The 19,439-nt window shown below is 70.9% G+C and carries 16 protein-coding genes; 10 read left to right on the forward strand and 6 right to left on the reverse strand.

Going from position 1 to position 19,439, the window contains the following annotated elements; all coding sequences use genetic code 11:
• The first annotated feature begins 1 nt into the window (after position 1).
• Positions 2 to 1,492 (forward strand): complex I subunit 4 family protein, encoded by a 1,491-nt coding sequence (locus tag STROP_RS03910; RefSeq protein ID WP_011904683.1) that lies wholly within the window; start codon positions 2 to 4, stop codon positions 1,490 to 1,492.
• 4 nt (positions 1,493 to 1,496) lie between these two features.
• Complete coding sequence (locus tag STROP_RS03915; protein ID WP_026274816.1) at positions 1,497 to 2,897, forward strand: NADH-quinone oxidoreductase subunit N; 1,401 nt, start codon at positions 1,497 to 1,499, stop codon at positions 2,895 to 2,897.
• Positions 2,898 to 2,938: 41 nt separating this feature from the next.
• On the opposite strand, the gene STROP_RS03920 is transcribed toward STROP_RS03915, so the two are convergent.
• The 5 genes from STROP_RS03920 to STROP_RS03940 form a co-directional block, all read right to left on the reverse strand.
• Entirely contained in the window at positions 2,939 to 3,703 is a 765-nt protein-coding gene (locus tag STROP_RS03920) for an enoyl-CoA hydratase-related protein (RefSeq protein ID WP_011904685.1), read from the reverse strand.
• A gap of 18 nt (positions 3,704 to 3,721) precedes the next feature.
• Positions 3,722 to 5,113, reverse strand: coding sequence for a ferredoxin reductase domain-containing protein (locus STROP_RS03925; protein WP_011904686.1), 1,392 nt, complete (start codon positions 5,111 to 5,113; stop codon positions 3,722 to 3,724).
• A complete protein-coding gene (locus STROP_RS03930; protein ID WP_011904687.1) occupies positions 5,110 to 6,756 on the reverse strand; it encodes an amino acid adenylation domain-containing protein in 1,647 nt (548 codons plus the stop codon). The genes STROP_RS03925 and STROP_RS03930 overlap by 4 nt, the downstream gene beginning before the upstream one ends.
• A 245-nt stretch (positions 6,757 to 7,001) precedes the next feature.
• Positions 7,002 to 7,658, reverse strand: coding sequence for a 4'-phosphopantetheinyl transferase family protein (locus tag STROP_RS03935; RefSeq protein WP_011904688.1), 657 nt, complete (start codon positions 7,656 to 7,658; stop codon positions 7,002 to 7,004).
• 371 nt (positions 7,659 to 8,029) lie between these two features.
• Positions 8,030 to 9,721: a dolichyl-phosphate-mannose--protein mannosyltransferase gene (locus tag STROP_RS03940; protein ID WP_026274815.1), complete on the reverse strand. Its 1,692-nt coding sequence runs from the start codon at positions 9,719 to 9,721 to the stop codon at positions 8,030 to 8,032.
• A gap of 85 nt (positions 9,722 to 9,806) precedes the next feature.
• Between STROP_RS03940 and rsmI the strand changes: the two genes are divergently transcribed.
• From rsmI to STROP_RS03980, 8 genes are all read left to right on the forward strand, one after another.
• Positions 9,807 to 10,655 carry a 16S rRNA (cytidine(1402)-2'-O)-methyltransferase gene (rsmI, locus tag STROP_RS03945; RefSeq protein WP_011904690.1) on the forward strand — a complete coding sequence of 283 codons (849 nt, stop codon included), beginning with the start codon at positions 9,807 to 9,809 and terminating at the stop codon, positions 10,653 to 10,655.
• 87 nt (positions 10,656 to 10,742) lie between these two features.
• Positions 10,743 to 12,545, forward strand: coding sequence for a methionine--tRNA ligase (gene metG, locus STROP_RS03950; protein WP_026274813.1), 1,803 nt, complete (start codon positions 10,743 to 10,745; stop codon positions 12,543 to 12,545).
• Positions 12,546 to 12,576: 31 nt separating this feature from the next.
• Entirely contained in the window at positions 12,577 to 13,557 is a 981-nt protein-coding gene (locus STROP_RS03955; protein WP_018832410.1) for a TatD family hydrolase, read from the forward strand.
• 79 nt (positions 13,558 to 13,636) lie between these two features.
• On the forward strand, positions 13,637 to 14,506 hold the full coding sequence (gene rsmA, locus STROP_RS03960) for a 16S rRNA (adenine(1518)-N(6)/adenine(1519)-N(6))-dimethyltransferase RsmA (protein WP_011904693.1): 870 nt from the start codon (positions 13,637 to 13,639) through the stop codon (positions 14,504 to 14,506).
• Between the two features lie 101 nt (positions 14,507 to 14,607).
• The gene (locus STROP_RS03965) at positions 14,608 to 15,555 is read left to right on the forward strand and encodes a 4-(cytidine 5'-diphospho)-2-C-methyl-D-erythritol kinase (protein WP_011904694.1); all 948 of its coding nucleotides are present in this window, start codon (positions 14,608 to 14,610) and stop codon (positions 15,553 to 15,555) included.
• 99 nt (positions 15,556 to 15,654) lie between these two features.
• Positions 15,655 to 17,451, forward strand: a complete 1,797-nt coding sequence (locus tag STROP_RS03970; RefSeq protein ID WP_011904695.1) for an ABC-F family ATP-binding cassette domain-containing protein — start codon at positions 15,655 to 15,657, stop codon at positions 17,449 to 17,451.
• Between the two features lie 113 nt (positions 17,452 to 17,564).
• Entirely contained in the window at positions 17,565 to 18,020 is a 456-nt protein-coding gene (locus STROP_RS03975) for a DUF4383 domain-containing protein (RefSeq protein ID WP_011904696.1), read from the forward strand.
• 155 nt (positions 18,021 to 18,175) lie between these two features.
• Positions 18,176 to 18,652, forward strand: a complete 477-nt coding sequence (locus tag STROP_RS03980; protein ID WP_011904697.1) for a DUF4383 domain-containing protein — start codon at positions 18,176 to 18,178, stop codon at positions 18,650 to 18,652.
• A gap of 1 nt (position 18,653) precedes the next feature.
• On the opposite strand, the gene STROP_RS03985 is transcribed toward STROP_RS03980, so the two are convergent.
• Complete coding sequence (locus tag STROP_RS03985; RefSeq protein ID WP_026274812.1) at positions 18,654 to 19,337, reverse strand: TetR/AcrR family transcriptional regulator; 684 nt, start codon at positions 19,335 to 19,337, stop codon at positions 18,654 to 18,656.
• Positions 19,338 to 19,439 lie beyond the last annotated feature (102 nt).

The raw sequence follows: 19,439 nt of genomic DNA on the forward strand, positions 1-19,439 counted from the left end.
AATGCTCACAGTGATCGTCTTCCTGCCCCTGCTCGTCGCGGTGGTGTTGGCCGTCGTCCCCCGGTGCAGCGACGCCGCCGCGCGGTGGATCTGGGTAGGTGCGGCGACGGTCGAGCTGGTGCTGGTCGGCGTCGTCTGGGCGGGATACGAGACGCCCCCGCCGGGAGAGCTGGCCCTCGCCGAACGGGCGGCGTGGATCCCGGGGGTGGGCAGCAGCTACCACCTGGGCGTGGACGGGCTCTCCCTGCCCCTGATGGCGATGACCGCGGTGGTCTTCCTCGCCTGCGCGGTGTACGCGCTGCGGGAGCGGCATCGCCCCCGCGTACAGGCATCGCTCTTCCTGTTCTTGCAGAGCGTGAGCCTCGGGGTCTTCGCCGCGGCCGACCTGATCCTCTTCTTCGTCTTCTTCGACCTGTCCATCGTCGGGATGTACGCGGTGATCGCCGGCTGGGGGCACGGCGACCGGGCCCGGTCGGCGCTGAAGTTCTTCCTCTACACCTTCCTCGGCTCGTTGGCGCTGCTCACCGGGTTCATCGGCCTGTACGTGGCAGCCGACCCCCACACCTTCGACATGCCGACCCTCACCGCGCAGAATCCCCTCGAGGGGCGCCCGCTGGCCGGGGGAGCGGTGCTGGCCGCGATCCTGATCGGCCTGGCGGTGAAGACCCCCACCGTGCCGTTTCACACCTGGTTGCCGCCGGCGCACACCGACGCTCCCGCCGTCGGCTCCGCCGTCCTGGCCGGGGTGCTGTTGAAGCTGGGTACCTACGGTTTCGTGCGTATCGCCGCGCCAATGCTGCCCCAGGCGTGGCGGGGCTGGGCGTGGATCATCATCACCGTCGGGGTGGTGTCGGTCCTTTACGGCGCGTTGGTCGCTCTGGCCCAGACCAACCTCAAGCGGATGATCGCCTACACCTCGATCAACCACATGGGCTACATCGTGCTCGCTGTGGGCGCCGCCGGTCTGGTCAGCGTGGACACCGCCGAGCCGCGGGCGGTCGCGGTGACCGGTGCGGTCACCCAGATGGTCAGCCATGGTCTGATCACCTCCGCCCTGTTCCTGCTCGCCGGGGTCCTGTACGAGCGTGCCGGCACCTACGACATGCACGCGTACGGCGGTCTCGCCGCCCCCGCGCCGATGTTCGCCGCGTTCTTCGCCGTCGGCGCCCTCGCCTCCCTCGGCCTGCCGGCCTTCTCCGGCTTCATCGCCGAGTTCCAGGTCTTCGCCGGCAGCATCGCCACCGCCCCGGTGACAGCGGTGGCCCTGCTCGGCATCCTCATCACGGCCGCCTTGTTCCTCCGCGCCGGGCAGGCGTTGCTGACCGGCCCTACCACCGGTCACGCGAAGGGCTTCGACGACCTGCGCGCCACCGAGCGGTGGTCGGTGGGACCACTGCTGGCGTTGTCCCTCCTCATCGGAGTGCTGCCGCGCCCCCTGCTCGACCTCGTCGAGCCCGCTGCCCGTACCGTCGTCGACCTGCTTGGCCGGTGACCGGGTGGCGTCGGAGATGATGCGCGCCGAGCTGCTGCTGCCGGAGATGCTGCTCGCCGGCGGTGCGCTCGTCGTCCTGCTCGGTGGTTCGTTCACGCCCCGCCACCGGCAGTGGACTCTGCGCGGGGTCGCCGCCGCCGTCTGCGTCATGGTGATCATCACCGCCGCGGTCGCGCTCCCGGCTCCGGCGAGCACCGCCTTCGACGGCTCCTACGCGGTGGACACCGTCACCGGCGTCGCCCGGATCATCGCCGCCGCCGGCAGCCTCCTCGTCCTCGCCCTCGCCGGGGACGAACTCGCCGGGGACGCCCGGGAGAGCGACGCCTACGCGTTGCTGCTGTTCGCCGCCGCCGGGGCGGTGCTACTCGCGGGCGCCACCGACCTGCTCGCCCTGGTCGTCGGCTTTCTTCTGGCCAGCATCCCGCTGTACGCGCTGATCGGCCTGGCCCGCACCGGCGCCGCAGCCGAAGCGGTGCTGAAGACCTACCTCCTCGGCGCTCTCTTCGGCATCCTGCTCCTGTTCGGTGTCACGTTGCTCTCCGGGATCACCGGCACCACGGCCTACGCCGAACTCGCCGTTCGGCTGCCGGACGCGCCGCGGTCGGTGGTCACCGCCGCCACCGTCGCGCTCATCGGCGGGCTGATGTTCAAAGCCGGCGGATTCCCCGCGCACTTCTGGGTTCCCGACGCGGCGCAGGGCGGCACGGTCACGGCGGCGACGTTCCTCACCACCGTGCCCAAGATCGGTGCGTTGATCGCGGTCCACCGGCTCGCGGGGATCCTCCCCGACAGCTCGAACTGGCCGGTCGTGGTGGCTGTGCTGGCCGTGGCGTCCATGCTGCTGGGTAACCTCGCCGCGTACTGGCAGACCGACGTGCGGCGGCTGCTCGGCTGGTCAACGGTGAGCCAGGTCGGCTACCTGCTGGTGCCTGTCGTCGCCACCGGAGGCAGCGACCTCGCCCAGCCGTCGCTGTTGGTCTATCTCGCTGGCTACACGGTTACCAACGTCGCCGCCTTCGCGGTCACCGCCGCGCTACCGCGGCACCGCGACCGCACGTCCTGGCGCGGTGTCGCGGCGACCGCACCGTGGCTGGCCGCCGCCCTGGTGGTAGCGCTGCTCGGCCTGGTCGGCACCCCTCCGACAGCGGTCTTCGTCGGGAAGCTGACCGCCGCGAGCGCCGCCTGGGACGGCGGATACGCCGGGCTGGCGGTCGTCGTCTTCGTCAACTCCGCGCTCAGCCTCTTCTATTACCTGCGGTGGCTGGTTGCCCTCTATCAACCCTGGGCGGTCGCCCCGCCCGACCGCCCAGGGCGATGGAGTGCGACGGTGGCCGTCGTGGCGGCTTCGCTCAGCCTCGTCGTCGGAGTCGCCGCCGGCCTGGTGTGGCGGGCCGCCGGCGGGTAGCGAGCCGGAGCACGAGGGCACCCGCGGGGACCACCGGGCACCTATCGGCCAGTGAACCGGGGTGCACGTTTGTCGAGGAAGGCCTGCATCCCCTCCCGTTGGTCGGCGGTGCCGAACAGGGAGTGGAAGCTGCGTCGCTCAAAGAGGACTCCCTCCCGCAAGCTGGTCTCCAGCGCGCGGTCGATCGCCTCGCAGGCGGCCGTGGTGGCCACCTTGCCGAACCCGGCCACCGTCCGGGCCACCGCCCCCGCCTCCGCCAGCAGCCGGTCGGCCGGAACGACCCGGGAGACCAGGCCGGCGCGTTCGGCCTCCTCGGCGTCCATGAGTCGGCCGGTCAGAATCAGGTCCATGGCCTTGGCCTTGCCCACCAGCCGGGTCAGCCGCTGTGTACCACCAATGCCGGGGATCACGCCGAGTGTGATCTCCGGCTGTCCGAAGCGAGCCGTGTCGGCGGCGAGGACGACGTCGCACATCATGGCCAGTTCACAACCGCCGCCCAGGGCGTAGCCGGCGACCGCCGCGACGGTGGGTGTACGGAGCGCGGTGAACGCCTCCCAGCCGGCGAAGAAGTCCTCGACCACCAGCTCCGCGGCCGACTTCGCCGCCATCTCCCGGATGTCCGCACCCGCCGCGAAGAACTGGTCGGTGCCGGCGATGACGAAGCATCCGACGCCCGGGTCGTCGTCCAGGGGTTGCAGCGTCGCCAGCAGCTCGGTCAACAGTTCGGTGTTGAGGGCGTTGCGGGCGGCGGGCCGGTTCAGCCGTACGGTGACGACCCGATCGGTTCGCTCCACGATGATGTTCATGGTCTTCTCCCTTGTCGGTCAGGAGTCCCAGATGGCGCCGTAGGCGGGGATGCCTCGTTGCTCCAGCCCGTGGACAACCCGCCAGGTCAGCTTCTTGTTGGAGATACAGATGACGGCTTCGGCGCCGTGCTCGCGGTAGGCGCGGTACGCCAGGGCCACCATGTCGGGCTTGCCGTCGGTGGCGGTGTCCCAGATTGTGGCGTTCGGCCGGGCGGCGAGAATCTCGTCGATCAAGGCGTCGCCATAGGTCGTCCGGGGGCTGCGGACCGCCCAGACCAGGTGCGACGGGACCTCGTCTGCCAACAGGTGGGGCAGCACCGGCCCGATCCCGCTGCCGGTGGCGACGTAGACCACCTTGGTGAAGAGGGTCTCGATGTTGGCCACTCCGGCGGTGGTGATGCCCTTGACCCACAGGTGGGACGGGGGGTTGTCAACGAGGGCGCCGGTCCAGTCGCCCGCGCGGGAGATGGTGATGCGGAAGTGTCGTTGCCCCGGGGTGGGAACGTTGGCGAACGAGTGCCACTCCAGTAGCGGGTTACGGCTGACCGCGGTGGAGGAGCCGGGAAAGGGAACCCGGCGTCGCTCGAGCTGGACCAGCGCGACATGGTCGGACGGCCGTCCGACGGCCACGGGCACCTTGCGCAGCCGTAGCCACGGCAGGGCGACGCTGAACGTCATCAGGGCGAGCGCCCAGACGCCTGCCTCGGTCAGTAGCGCCGTGGCGAGCGGTCGGGACCCTGGTTCCGCGGCGATCATCAGGACCGTCAGCGCCCAGAACAGCGCCAGGGCCAGCCACCCGCCGAAGCGGTGGACCCGCTCGAACAGGTCGTGGCGCCGGGCGCGTACCGGTGGCAGGGCGGTGCCGCAGACGGTGAGGAGCAGAGCGACCAACAGATAGGTCACGACCAGGGATGCAGGCATTCCCGAGCCGGACCGAATGGCCTCGACGGTGGCGGTCGCGGTGAAGGCGATAAACCACAGGGTCCCGGCGAGCGCGCCGCCGACGTGTAGCCCACCGAAGTGGTAGACCTTGCCGAGCGTCCGTCGGATGCGCAGGGGCCAACTCGTTCGGGCCCGGGTGGCCAGCCAGAAGAACAGATTGATGATGTACTGCTGCCGGACGACGACGGCGAGGGTGAAGTTCGCCAGGGTCAGGCTGGCGAGCTGGGAGGTCGGTAGCTCGACGGTGGACCATCCACCGGTGCCGAGCATGTACCCGGCAAGGCCGAGATTCACGAGGAGCACCACCGCGGTCAGCCGGTGGTAGTGCATCAACGTTGGGTGCGCGAGGATTCGTCGCGGTAGCGGCAGCCGCGGCGGCAGCTTGTCGTGGTGGGCGGAGCGCGCCGAGTCAGGAGCTGCCACGGCCAGGGGCGCGGGCGGTGTCGTGGTCAGCGGGGTGGTGGTCATCGCGTCGCCTCTCGCTCGCGGGCGGTTGCGAGCCGGCGGAGGGCGGTTTTGTCGATCTTTCCTCGGCTGGTCATGGGAAGTTCCGACAGGGTGTGCACGGTCTCGGGCACGCAGTAGTACGGCAGCGCCTCGGAGACGGCCATCCGGGCGAGACCGGGATCCACCTGGGTGGGGGCCACGAATGAGACGAGGGTGCGGTCATTCAGTTTGATGGTCGCCGCTCGGGTGCAGCCCGGTACCGCCTCCAGGATCGCCGACACCGAGTCCAGCTCCACCCGAAAGCCGCGGACCTTGACCTGGTCGTCGGTCCGTCCGAAGTGTTCCAACTCGCCGTCAGGGGTCCAGCGGGCCAGATCCCGGGTACGGAACATCCGGTTCCCACCGCCGAGGAACGGGTCGAGGGCGTACCGTTCGGCAGTGAGCTGAGGGTTTCCGAGGTATCCCGTGGAGACGCAGTCGCCGCCGGCCCACATCTCACCGACCGTGCCGATCGGGCAGGGCCGAAGGTCGGCATCGAGCACGTACACGGTGTTGTTGGGTGTTGGTCGGCCGATGGTGAGTCGTTCGGCGGCCGGATGGTGCCGGCTCATCGTGTTGACGATGGTGGTTTCGGTCGGGCCGCAGGAGTTGTAGAAGGAACAGACCGCGGACCAGGTGTCCGCGAGCGCGCGGGGGCAGGGCTCGCCGGCGACCGCCACGACCTTGACCTGGTGACACCGGCGTGGGTCGATGCGACTGAGCACTGTGGGGGTCGCGATGATGACGTCCACGCGGGACATCGTCTCGGCGATGTCCGGGCCACGAATGACGAGCGTGGCACCGTGGCTGAGCGCCCCCAGGATCTCCCAGGCCGCCATGTCGAAGGCGATGTTGAGGATCTGGCCGACCCGCCACCCTGGTCGGATACCGAGGTCGCCCGGTGCGGTCAGCAGAATGTTGCAGATGTTGCGGTGGGTGACGACCACCCCGTTGGGTCGGCCGGTGCTGCCAGAGGTGAACAGCACGTAGCAGGGATCGTCGGTCTGAAGTGGCGTCGTCGGGATGAAGCGACGGACGGTGCGTTCGGCGGGCTCCGCCACCAGTTCGTCCAGGGCGATCACGACGTGACCATCGGGGACCGGGATGCGCTTGGCCGTGGCGGCCAACGTCAGGACCACCCGGGTCTCAGCGGTCTCGATGACATGCTGCAACTGGGCCGCGGGTACGGAGTCGACGTGCTGCGGCACGTAGGCCGCGCCGGATTTCAGGGTCGCGATCAGGCCGACCATCATGGGGATGGACCGTCGGGCGAACAGCGCGACCCGGTCGCCGGCACGGACACCGGAGGCGGCGAGCCGGGCCGCCAGCTGGTCGGCTCGCCGGTCCAACTCGCGATAGGTGATGGTCTCGTCACCGTGTTCCACGGCGACGGCGTCGGGAGTCACGGTGGCCCAGTACTCGAAGGCGTGGTGGATGTGGGAGTGCCCGACGGATTCGGTCCGCCCGTAACCGAAGCGTACGAATAGCTCGCGGTCGCGGGCCGACAGTGTTGCCAGTGGCCCCGGCAGTTGGCGGGGACGGGGCGGGGCGGGCAGGTTCGGGTGGTTGGTGGCTCGGGTCGAAGTGGTTGTCTCTCCGGTTGGGGTGGTCGAGGTGCGCTGCATGGGTCCTACTTCCTGGCTCGGGTTTGCATACCGATGGCGACAGCGCAGGTCGCCGGTTCCAGAGAAGCGGACTGATGCTGAACGGACAGCCTTATCCTCATTTACATAAGTAAATGGTAATATTTTTCGGATTGTCTGGCTCTGACTGTGACTCTGACTTTGGGGCAGGGGCAGGGGCAGGGGCAGGGGCAGGCCCTCCGATGACAGGGTGGCGCGGCGTCGACCGGCGCCAGCGAGTCCGGTCGCTAGGCCGGAAGCAGCACCGCCGCGGTGCGGACCAGGCCGCCGTCCACGGCGAACCGACCGGACACCGTGGCCGGTGGGGCGTGCACCGTGGCGGCGGCTACCCGCGCGGGGGCGATCCGGGCGGTGAAACGGCCCGTCGCCGGATCCAGCGTCACGGTCGCGTCATGGAAGTCCAACCAGGTGCCGACGATCGGGTGCCAGACCTTGTAGATCGTCTCTTTCGCGCTGAACACCACGGTTGGCCAGGAGACGCCGCTGGGCAACCGCGGAAACAGCGCCTCCTCCTCCGGCAGGCAGATTGCCTGGACCACCCCCGGGCTCAGCGGCTTGTGCTGCTCGGCGTCGAGGCCAACCGACCGGATCTCGTCGGCCGGGGCTACGGCGGCGGCGCAGTAGCCGCGGGTGTGGGTGATCGCCCCGACCACCCCGCTCGGCCAGACCGGCGCGCGGTTGGCGGCGGTGGGGACGGCGACCGGCGAGCGGCCGAGCGCGGAGATGGCGCGGCGTGCGCAGACGCGACCAGCGGTGAACTCACGACGCCGGCTGGTCACCGCTCGGTCGCCGAGGCCTGCCTGCTCCTCCGGTAACAGCGCGCCCTCCCAGTCCGGAGGCTCCGCGACCACGACCGCGACGGCGGCAGGCAGCAGGTCACGCATCGACTGCTCCGGCGAGGTGTCGCCGGCGGAAGGTCCGCGCGGCACAGTCCAGAGTCTGCGTGACGGCCATGGCTGCCCAACGTAGCGCAACCGCGGTGACGCTGCTACGCCCGCGTGGGAAGCTCGGCCCCGGGCGCGTTCGGTAGCGGCTCATCACCCTCGACCGCAACGACCGTCCGGCGTGGCGATCGTCGTGAATCTGACCCAACCCGGCCAGTTGTGCCGTCGCTGTAACGTGGTTAAGCTTTTGCTGCGCGCTCCAATCGCCCGCTTCCCCCGTGGCAGGCGATCGGAGCGCGCTTTTCCGTGGCAGGGCCCGCACGTTTCACGTGCGGGCCCTTTCCGCTATCCGGTCCCGAGGACGGAGCCGGTCAGATCCATCGACTGTCCAGCCACATTCGGTTGGACCAGCTGTCGTAGGGAAGCGGCTCGCCGACGAAGATCGGATAGAAGTAGGCGAAGTTGATCGCCACCAGCAGCACATACCCCCCGGCGATGACAGCACCGACGAGCCGTCGATCCCCATCGCCCGCCGGTGCGGTCTCCGGCGTGCTCTTCGGAACGGTTGCCGCCGGCGTACCGATGATCACACCCAGCACGTAGGTCACGGCGAGCACCAGGAACGGCAGCGCCGGGGCCGTGTAGAAGGAAAACATGGTGCGGCCACTGTCCGCCGCGTACCAGAACCAGGGCAGTAGCCCGGCCGCCACGCAGAGCAGGATCGTCCCGGCCCGCCAGTCGCGCCGCGCGAGGCCCAGCCAGGCGAGCGCGGCCAGGGCCGGTAGGAACGACCACCAGAGCAGCGGCGTGCCCAGCAGCAGCACCTCGGTGGCGCAGTTCGCCGCGGCGCAAGGTCCCTCGCCGGACCAGTAGAACGCGACCGGCCGCGCCAGGAGGAGCCACTGCCAGGGCCAGGACTGGTACGTGTGCGGGTCGTCGAGCTGTGAGTGGAAGCCGTACGCGGCCCGGTGGTACTCGATGAGGTTCTGTAGCGCCCCGATGACGGGGGTGTCGCTCAGCGGGGCGTTCGGCCACCGCTGCGCGTCGACCACCCGGTAGTACCCCTCGTCGCCCAGCAGCCAACCGGACCAGGTGGCGAGGTAGGTGACCACCATCAGTAGCCCGGCCAACACCAGCCAGGGCGTCTCGTCGAGCAGGGTGCGCCGCCACGGCCGGCGCACTCCGGCGCTGCGGCGGGCGCCGACCTCCCAGAAGACCACCAGGAGCACGAATGCCGGAAGAAAGTACAGCGCATTCCACTTCACCGCGCAGGCGCAGCCGAACAGCACCCCGGCGGCCAGCCGCCACCACGGCCAGGCCCGCCAGCCACCGACCGGCCGGTCGGTGCGTCCGGGATATCCCGGGTCCGGCCCGGAGGTGAGGGCCTTTGCCCAGCGGCGGCGCCGGGCGTCGCGGTCGAGAACCAGTGCGCCGAACGACGCCAGCACGAAGAAGAGCAGGAAGATGTCGAGCAGCGCGGTGCGGGACAGCACCAGGTGGAAGCCGTCCAGGGCCAGCAGTAGCCCCGCGGCGCAGCCCAGCACGGTGGAGCCGAACAGTCGGCGCGCGATCCGGACCAGCAGCAGCACCGAGAGGGTGCCGATCAGGGCCGCGGAGAATCGCCAGCCCACCTCGGGGGCGGTGGTGAACAGGTGCCCGGCGGCGGAGACCCCGTGTTCGGCGTCGGTGTACCCGAAGGCCCATTCACCGAGCCCGATGAGCCATTTTCCCAGGGGCGGGTGGACCACATACGACGGGCCGCCGTCCTGGTAGTTCCACTCGACGCCCCGGTCGACCAGCCCCCAGGCGTCCCGGGCGTAGTAGACCTCGTCGAAGATCTTGCCCGGTGGGTTTCCGAGGTTGACGAGGCGCAGGATCGCCGCGATCGTGACGATCACCGCGGTGGCCAGCCAGGACCGCCGGTCGAGCCGGTTGTCAATGGTGGCCAGCCGGCGGCGGACGATGGTGGGAAGGCCCTTGCCGAGGGGCAGGCCCCGGTCCGTCTGCTCGGGCTGTTCCGGCCCGGCCTGGCCGCCGGGGTGCGCTGTTGACGCCTGGGTCACCCCGTGATCGTAGGCTGCAAAGGTGGGCCTGCGCGCCCACCGCCCCAAGGAAGCCCTATAACCGTCGATGAAGGAGCGTCCTTTCGTGGATGCGAAGTCCGATGTCGGACACCTCGTCCTGCTTGGCGCGCCACTCGGAAATCCGGCCGACGCCTCCGCCCGGCTCCGTGAGGTCCTCGCCACCGCTGACCTGGTGGCAGCCGAGGACACCCGGCGCCTCGCCCGGTTGGCGCGGGAGCTCGAGGTGACCGTTACCGGGCGGATCGTCTCATATTTTGAGGGCAATGAAGAGCGTCGTACGCCGGAACTTGTCGAGGCTCTCCGCGCTGGCCTCGGCGTCGCCCTGATCACCGACGGTGGCATGCCCAGCGTCTCCGACCCCGGCTACCGGTTGGTTCGGGCGGCATTGGACGCCGGGATACCGGTCACCGCCGCCCCCGGCCCCAGCGCGGTCACCACCGCCCTCACCCTCTCCGGGCTGGCCAGCGACCGGTTCTGCTTCGAGGGCTTCCTGCCCCGCAGCCCGGGCGCACGCCGCGCCCGGCTGACCGCGCTCGCCACCGAGGAACGCACCCTGGTCTTCTTCGAGGCGCCGCACCGGGTCGCCGCGTCCCTCGCCGACCTGGCCACGGCGTTCGGCGCCCACCGGCCGGCGGCGCTCTGTCGAGAGCTGACCAAGACCTACGAACAGGTGCTCCGGCGTCCACTCGGTGAGTTGGCGAGCTGGGCCGCCGAGAAGCCAGCGCGTGGCGAGATCACGCTGGTGGTTGCGGGTGCGACGGGTCCGGCCCGGCAACGGCCGGACGACGAGACACTGCGGTCGGCGGTCACCGTCCGGGAGGAGGCTGGCCGCTCCCGCCGGGACGCGGTGACCGAGGTCGCCGTCGAGTACGGACTACGCCGACGTGAGGTCTACGACATCGTCCACCGGTGAGGCGGGCGAGGAAGGAAGTGACCAGGGCGACTGGAGCGAGCCTGTTGGTTCGCGGCCCCGCGGCCGGGGTCACTAGGCTTGTTGGTCATGAGTCACGTTCTCGCGGCGGTTGCCTGGCCCTACGCCAATGGCCCGCGTCACATCGGCCACGTCTCCGGCTTCGGCGTTCCCTCCGACGTCTTCGCCCGGTACATGCGCATGGCTGGCCACGACGTGCTCATGGTCTCCGGCACCGACGAACACGGCACGCCGATCCAGGTGCAGGCCGACGCGGAGGGGGTCACCCCCCGCGAACTGGCCGACCGCTACAACCGGGTGATCGTGGCGGACCTGCACGGGCTCGGGCTCACCTACGACCTGTTCACCCGCACCACCACCGGCAACCACTACGCCGTGGTGCAGGAGCTGTTCGAGGGGATGTACCGCAACGGGTACATCGTGTCGAAGACCACCATGGGCGCCATCTCCCCGTCCACCGGCCGGACCCTGCCCGACCGCTACATCGAGGGCACCTGCCCGATCTGCGGCTACGAGAGCGCCCGTGGCGACCAGTGCGACAGCTGCGGCAACCAGCTTGACCCGATCGACCTGCGAAACCCAAAGTCGAAGATCAACGGGGAGACTCCGAAGTTCGTCGAGACCGAACACTTCTTCCTCGACCTGCCGGCGCTCGCCGGCGTACTGGGGCAGTGGCTGGACACGCGGGAGGGCTGGCGGCCGAACGTGCTGCGCTTCTCCAAGAACCTGTTGGACGACCTCCAGCCCCGGGCGATCACCCGGGACCTTGAGTGGGGCGTGCCGATCCCGCTCGACGGCTGGCGGGAGCGTGGCGACAAGCGCATCTACGTGTGGTTCGACGCGGTCATCGGCTACCTCTCCGCCTCGATCGAGTGGGCTCGCCGCTCCGGTGACCCACAGGCGTGGCGCCGGTGGTGGTCTGCGGACGGGCCGGGCAAGGACGCCCCCAGCCACTACTTCATGGGCAAGGACAACATCGTCTTCCACTCGGTGATCTGGCCGGCGCTGCTCGCCGGCTACTCCGGCGAAGGCTCCCACGACGGGCAGCCGGGCGAGTTGGGTCGGCTGAACCTGCCCACCGAGGTGGTCTCCAGCGAGTTCCTGACCATGGAGGGGCGGAAGTTCTCCTCGTCCCGTCGCGTGGTCATCTACGTCCGCGACTTCCTGGAGCGCTACGACGCCGACGCGTTGCGCTACTTCATCGCGGTGGCCGGGCCGGAGAGTAACGACACCGACTTCACCTGGGCGGAGTTCCTCCGGCGCAACAACGACGAGTTGGTCGCCGGCTGGGGCAACCTGGTCAACCGCTCCATCTCGATGGCCGCGAAGAACTTCGGCGCGATCCCGCCGGTCGACCCCGCCGGGCTCACCGAGGCCGACGAGACGCTGCTCGCGGTGGCCCGGGCCGGCTTCGACACGGTCGGCGAGCTGATCGGCCGGCACCGGCAGAAGCAGGCGATCGGCGAGGCGATGAAGGTGGTGGCCGAGGCCAACCGCTACCTCTCCGAGCAGGCGCCGTGGAAGCTCAAGGGCGAGGCGGACCGGCCGCGGATGGGGACCGTCCTGCACGTCGCCCTCCAGGTCGTCAGCGATGCGAACACGCTGCTCACCCCATTCCTGCCGCACTCCGCACAGAAGATCCACCAGCTGCTCGGTGGCACCGGGGTGCACGCGCCGATGCCGGTGATCGAGGAGGTTGAGGACCTCGACGGCGGGCCGGCCTACCCGGTGCTGACCGGCGACTACACGGTCGGTGCCCGGTGGGAGTCGGTGCCGTTGGCGGTGGGGCGTGCCCTCGACCCGCCCAAGCCGGTGTTCCGCAAACTCGACCCGTCGATCGTTGACGAGGAGCTGGCCCGCCTGGCGGGCTGAGGCACATCCACCGGGGCGTACCTGGTGTGTGATGCTTGCGCCGATGACAGAGCAGACCGAATCCCGTAGGCAGCGCGCGACCCGGCGGGCCGGGGAGTTCCCGCCCGCGCCCGCGCCGCTGCCCCGACCGGTGCCCGACAGCCACACGCACCTCGACATCACGATCAGTGAGGCCGGGGTCCCGCCGCGCCGTACCCCGGCCGCGCGGGCCTCCGGCTCGGGAGCCGGTGGCGGCCCGGTCGCCGACCCGGTCGACGCCGCCGCCGATCCCCGTGCCGCGGTCGACCCGATCCGCGCCGTCGTCGAGGCGGCCGCGGAGGCCGGGGTGGACCGGTTGGTGCAGGTGGGGGTCGACGTCGACTCGTCCCGGTGGGGGGCCGAGGTGGCCCAGCGCTACCCGGCGGTCGTCGCCACCGTCGCGCTGCACCCCAACGAGGCGCCCCGGTTGGCGGAGCTGGACGAGGCGCTGCGCGTCGTCGAGTCGCTGGCCGGTCAGGACCGGGTACGGGGCGTCGGCGAGACCGGCATGGACTTTTTCCGCACCGGTGAGCAGGGGCGCGCCGCGCAGGAGGTGAGCTTCCGGGCGCACATCGACATCGCCAAACGGTACGGCCGAACCCTCGTCGTCCACGACCGTGAGGCGCACGCCGACGTGTTGCGGATCCTGGACGACGAGGGCGCTCCGGAGACGGTGGTGATGCACTGCTTCTCCGGCGACGCCGAGTTCGCCCGCGCGTGCGTGCGTCGGGGCTACCTGCTCAGCTTCGCCGGCACCGTCACCTTCAGCAGCGCTGCGGTACTGCGGGAGGCCGCTGCGGTAACCCCGCTGGATCACCTCCTCGTGGAGACGGACGCGCCGTATCTCACTCCGGTGCCACACCGGGGGCGCCCCAACGCGTCGTACCTGATCCCGCTCACCGTCCGTTCGCTCGCCGCCACCACCGGCATCGACCTGGACGAGCTCTGTGCGGGCCTCTCCCGTACCGGCGAGCGCGCCTTCGGCCCCTGGTGAGGGTGGGGCTGGCGGGATTCCGCCAGAGGGTGGCGGGCCCCTGCCCGGCGCGCCCCGGCGTCCACCTACGCTAACGGGCGTGACCGGTCTCCTCGGCCCGGCGGAGATCCGGGACCTCGCCGCCCGCCTCGGCGTCGCTCCCACCAAGCGGCTCGGCCAGAACTTCGTCCACGACCCCAACACGGTGCGGCGGATTGTCACCACCGCCGGCCTGACCGCCCAGGACGTGGTGCTGGAGGTCGGTCCGGGCCTTGGCTCGCTCACCCTCGCGCTGCTGCCGGCCGCCGCGCACGTGCACGCCGTCGAGATCGATCCGGTCCTCGCCGCCGCCCTGCCGGAGACCGCTGCCCGGCACGCCGGCCCCGCCGCGGATCGGCTCTCGGTGCACCGCGCCGACGCGCTCCGGGTCACCGCCGGGCAACTCGCCGATCCCGCGCCGACCGCGTTGGTCGCCAACCTGCCGTACAACGTCGCCGTACCGGTGGTGCTGCACCTGCTCGCCGAGTTGCCGACGCTGCGGCACGGCCTGGTCATGGTGCAGAAGGAGGTCGCCGACCGGCTCGTCGCCGGTCCGGGTTCCCGGGTGTACGGCGTGCCGTCGGTCAAACTCGCCTGGTACGCCCGCGTCCACGCTGCCGGGAAGGTTCCGCCGAACGTGTTCTGGCCGGTGCCGAACGTCGACTCCGGTCTTGTCGCCTTCACCCGTCGTGAATCGCCGGGAGTGGGCGTTTCCCGGGAGCGGATCTTCGCGGTGGTGGACGCCGCCTTCGCCCAGCGTCGCAAGACCCTTCGCGCGGCCCTGGCCGGCTGGGCCGGCGGCGCGGATCGGGCGGCCGCGGTGCTCACCGCCGCCGGAGTGGACCCCGGCGCCCGCGGGGAGGCGCTCACGGTCGAGCAGTTCGCCGCCATCGCCGCGTCGGCCCCGGCCGGCACTCCCACCGGGCAGTAGGCTGACGCCGTGCCCGCCGAGGAAGTACGAAACGCCACGTCGCTGACCCTGCCCGTCACGCCCGGACCGGGGAACCGGGACTCGGTTTGGGGCACCACCCCGTGACCGAGGCATGGCGACCGGAGGATGACGAACCGCGAGGTGCCAGCGGGCCGGTCCGCGTACGGGTCCCCGCCAAGATCAACCTGCACCTGGGGGTGGGGCCGCTACGCCGGGACGGCTATCACGAGCTGAACACGGTCTACCATGCGATCTCCATTCACGACGAGTTGACTGCCCGCCGGGGCGACACCCTCACTCTGACGATGGAGGGCGAGGGGGCCGGCGAACTGGCCCTGGACGAGTCAAACCTGGTCATTCGCGCCGCCCGCGCCCTCGCCGGCTCCACCGGCGTGCCGCCGCACGCCCGGCTGCACCTGCGCAAGCAGATCCCACTGGCCGGTGGGCTCGCCGGAGGTAGCGCCGATGCCGCCGCCGCGCTGGTTGCCTGCGATGCCCTCTGGGGGACCGGGCTGACTCGTGACGAACTGGCGGAGATCGCCGCCGGCCTCGGTTCCGACGTGCCGTTCCTGATCCACGGGGGCACCGCCCTCGGCACCGGCCGGGGAGAGGCGGTCAGTCCGGTCCTGGCCCGGCCGACCGTCTGGCACTGGGTCGTCGCGGTCGCCGACGGCGGCTTGTCCACGCCGGTCGCGTACCGGGAACTCGACCGGCTCCGAGCTGCCGGGGCCGCCGGCCCCCCGCTCGGCAGCACCGACACCCTCCTCGCCGCGCTACGGCAGCCCGACCCCCGGGTGCTCGCCGCGGCCCTCGGTAACGACCTCCAGGACGCCGCGCTCGCACTGCGGCCCGCCCTGGCCGCCACCCTGAAGGCGGGTGAGGCGGCGGGAGCGCTCGCGGGCATCGTCTCCGGCTCCGGGCCGACCTGTGTCTTCCTCGCCGCCGGAGCGGCCGACGCGGAGCGGATCGCCGCCGAGTTGAGCGCCCTCGACGTGTGCCGACAGGCCCGCACCGCGCACGGCCCGGTCGCCGGGGCCCGGATCGGCTGACCGTCCCCGGAGCCGCCCGCCGGGTGCCCGCGTACCCTTGCCTCGGGCGTCCTTGGCTGCCGATCCGGTGCGGGGCGCCCTGACCATGGAAGGGGTGTAGTGGCCAACATCGTCAACCTGGACCGGGTGTCCAAGGGCTACGGCGCTGCCGGGCCGCTGCTCACCGATGTCTCGCTCGGTCTCGACGACGCCGACCGGATCGGTGTGGTGGGGCTCAACGGCGCCGGCAAGTCCACCCTGCTGCGCCTGCTCACCCGGCAGGAGGAGCCGGACGACGGCCGGGTGACCCACCGCCGCGACCTGCGTGTCGCCGCTCTGCCGCAGGCCCTGCAACTCGCCCCCGACGCGACCGTCCGAGACGTGGTCCTCGGTACCGCGTGGCTGGCCGAGGGGATGGGCGCCGAGCACGAGTGGGCCGGCGACGCCGGAGTTCGGGCGGTCCTCGACGGCCTCGGGATGCCGTATCTCGGCCTCGACGCGCCGGTCGGCCCGATGTCCGGCGGCGAGCGCCGGCGGGTCGCCCTGGCCGCGTTGCTGGTCCGCGACGCCGACCTGCTGATCCTCGACGAGCCCACCAACCACCTCGACGTCGGTGGCATCGACTGGCTGGCCCGGCACCTGCTCACCCGCCGGGGTGCGCTCGTCGTGGTCACCCACGACCGGTGGTTCCTCGACGCCGTCTGCACCACCACCTGGGAGGTCGCCGACCAGACCGTCCGGGCGTACGAGGGCGGTTTCGCCGCCTGGACCCTCGCCCGTGTCGAGCGGGAACGAGTCGCCGCCGCCAGCGAGGCGCGCCGGCAGAATCTGCTCCGCAAGGAGATCGCCTGGCTGCGGCGCGGGGCGCCGGCCCGCACCGCCAAGCCGAAGTTCCGTATCGACGCGGCGAACGCGCTGATCGCCGACGTTCCGCCGCCGCGGGACACCATGTCGCTGCAGCGGCTCGCCACCGCCCGCCTCGGCAAGCAGGTGTACGACCTGGAACACGTCCGGCTGGACGCGGGGCCGAAGGAGATCCTGCGCGACCTCACCTGGCAGGTCGGTCCTGGTGATCGGCTCGCCATCCTCGGCCGCAACGGTGCCGGCAAGACCACCCTGTTGCGGATGCTCGCCGGCGTCACCCGACCGGACAGCGGCCGGTTCGTGGCCGGTACCACCGTGCGCCCCGCGTTCCTCTCCCAGGAACTCGCCGAACTCCCCGGCCAGCTGCGCGTCCTCGAGGCGGTCGAAGAGGTCGCCCGGCGGGTCCGGCTCGGTGACCGGGAGATCTCCGCCGCCCAACTCGCCGAGGTCTTCGGCTTCGACGACCGCCGGCTCTGGACGCCGGTGGTTGATCTCTCCGGTGGCGAGCGGCGGCGGCTGCAGCTGCTGCGCCTGCTCGCCGGGGAGCCGAATGTGCTCCTGCTGGACGAGCCCACCAACGATCTGGACACCGACACCCTCGCCGCCCTCGAAGATCTGCTCGACTCCTGGCCCGGCGTGATCGTCGTCGCCAGCCACGACCGGTACCTGGTGGAGCGGGTCGCCGACACGGTGTACGGCATGTTCGGCGACGGTGAGCTGGTGCACCTGCCCGGCGGGGTCGACGAGTACCTGGCCCGGGCCGCCGACGACGGCCGTCCGGTACCGGCGTCCGGTGGTGGGCCGGCGCCCGCGAAGGCGAGCGGGATGTCCGCCGCACAGGTGCGCCAGGCCCGCAAGGAGCTGGCCCGACTCGAGCGGCAGGTCGGCCGGCTGGAGCAGCGGGAGGCGGAGCTGCTCGACCAGCTGGCCGCGAACGCGACCGACTACGCGAGGGTCGCTGAGCTGGATGCCCAGCTCAAGGAGGTCCGGGGCGAGCGGGAGCAGGTTGAACAGGCCTGGCTGACCCTCGCCGACGAGATCCCGGCCGGCTGACCACCGGTCTGTGCGGCTGCGGCACGCCGCCTCGGGACCGTGTGCGGCGTCACACCGGCGGGTGCGGGACAATCGGCGCCGACCCTCACCGTAACGTCGTTGGAGACTCAGCCATGGCCCACACCCCCGTGAACCACCCCGCGCGGCCGATCTACCGGGCAATCGGCGGGCTGACCGGCCTGTACCTGGTCGTCTTCGGCGTGCTCGGTCTCATCGCCACCGTCGGCGACGAGCTCTGGGCCCAGGGCGACACCACGGTGCTCGGTCAGGGCACGAACCTCGGCTTCTCGTTGCTCAGCGTGCTGCTCGGTGGCGCCGTGCTGGCCGGTACGGCGATCGGCCGCAACGTCGATGTGTTGATCAATCAGGGGCTGGGGTACGTCGGTATCGTGCTCAGCCTCGCCGGCCTCGCCTTCCTCCGCACCGAGGCGAACATCTTCAACCTCAGCATCGCCACCGTCCTCGTGCTGATGGTGACCGGCCTGGTCCTGCTCATGGTCGGGATGTACGGCAAGATCGGCACCGACGCGGAGCAGGAGGCCTGGCAGAAGGCGCGGCTGGTGCTCTGACCGTCGTCTCCGGCGACGGAGCCCGTCGCACCCCGACCAGCGTGGGGCGCGGCGGGCTCCGTGCCGCTCGCGGCCGACCAGCCGATTCGCCGTACGCGCGGATCCGGCCCGGGTGACAATGGCCCCTGGCTGTCGTCGATCGGTCGGAGGGCGTCATGGCGCACATCCCGCTGAACCATCCGGCGCGGCCGATCTACCGGCTCCTCGCCGGGCTGATCGGTCTCTACATCCTGGTCTTCGGCGTCTGGGGCACCGCGCAGACGCTGGGCGACCCGCTCTTCGACCGGGACGGAGAGTTGGTGCTCGGCCTGCGCACCAACCTCGCGTTCGCGTTGGTCTCGGTAGTCTTCGGCGCCTTTCTCCTGGTAGGGGCGTCCCGGCGGGGCAATCTCGGCCACTACATGAATTTGATCGCCGGAGCCGTTTTCCTGGTGACCAGCATCCTGATGATGGCGGTGCTGCAGACCTCGGCGAATGTCCTCAGCTTCTCGATGTCGACCGTGGTCGTGTCGATGCTGTTCGGGCTGATCCTGCTCGGCACCGGCCTCTACGACAAGGTCGGGCCCGTGGAGCACACCGAGACGGAGCAGGCCGGCCCCGGCCATCCGGTCGCCGACCAGAACCGGTCCTGACTCAGCGTTTCCGGATGGTGATCAGGCCGGGTTTCGGCTCGAGGTGGGACAGGCCGTTCCAGGCCAGGTTCACCAGGTGTGCCGCCACCGTCTCCTTGCGCGGCCTGCGCACCTCCAGCCACCAGCGGCCGGTCAGCGCCACCATTCCCACCAGGGCCTGGGCGTAGAGTTCGGCGAGTTTCGGGTCGTACCCGCGGCTGGAGAACTCGGCGCCGAGGATGTGCTCCACCTGGTGCGCGACGTCGTTCATGACGCTGCTGAAGTTGCCCGTCGACGACATCAGGGGTGACTCCCGGACCAACACCCGGAACCCACTGGTCTCCTCCTCGATGTACGTGAGCAGGGTCAGCGCGGCCTGTTCGAGCAGTTCCCGTGGGTGGCCGGCGGTCAGTGCGGTGGTGATCCTCTCGAGCAGGCTGCGGACCTCCCGGTCCACCACCACCGCGTACAGCCCCTCCTTGCCGCCGAAGTGCTCGTACACCACCGGTTTGGAGACCCTCGCCCGCGCTGCCACCTCTTCGATCGAGGTGGCGTCGAAGCCGCGTTCGGCGAAGAGTTGGCGCGCGGTCGAGATGAGTTGTTCGCGCCGCTGCGCCGCCGACATGCGTATCCGTGCGGTCTTGCCGGCCGTCGCGGCTCCCCGTCGCCGACCGGGGGTGTGGTCGCTGCCCAGGCCATCCATCAGTTCGTCACCTCATCGGCGCTCGGTGCCGTCCAAGTCGTGGGGTCGAGCCGGTCACCGGCCATCCTGCCAGGTCGGCTCGGGCGCTCCGCCCGGCGACGCCCG

This window comes from Salinispora tropica CNB-440, from assembly GCF_000016425.1.
GTDB classification, from domain to species: domain Bacteria; phylum Actinomycetota; class Actinomycetes; order Mycobacteriales; family Micromonosporaceae; genus Micromonospora; species Micromonospora tropica.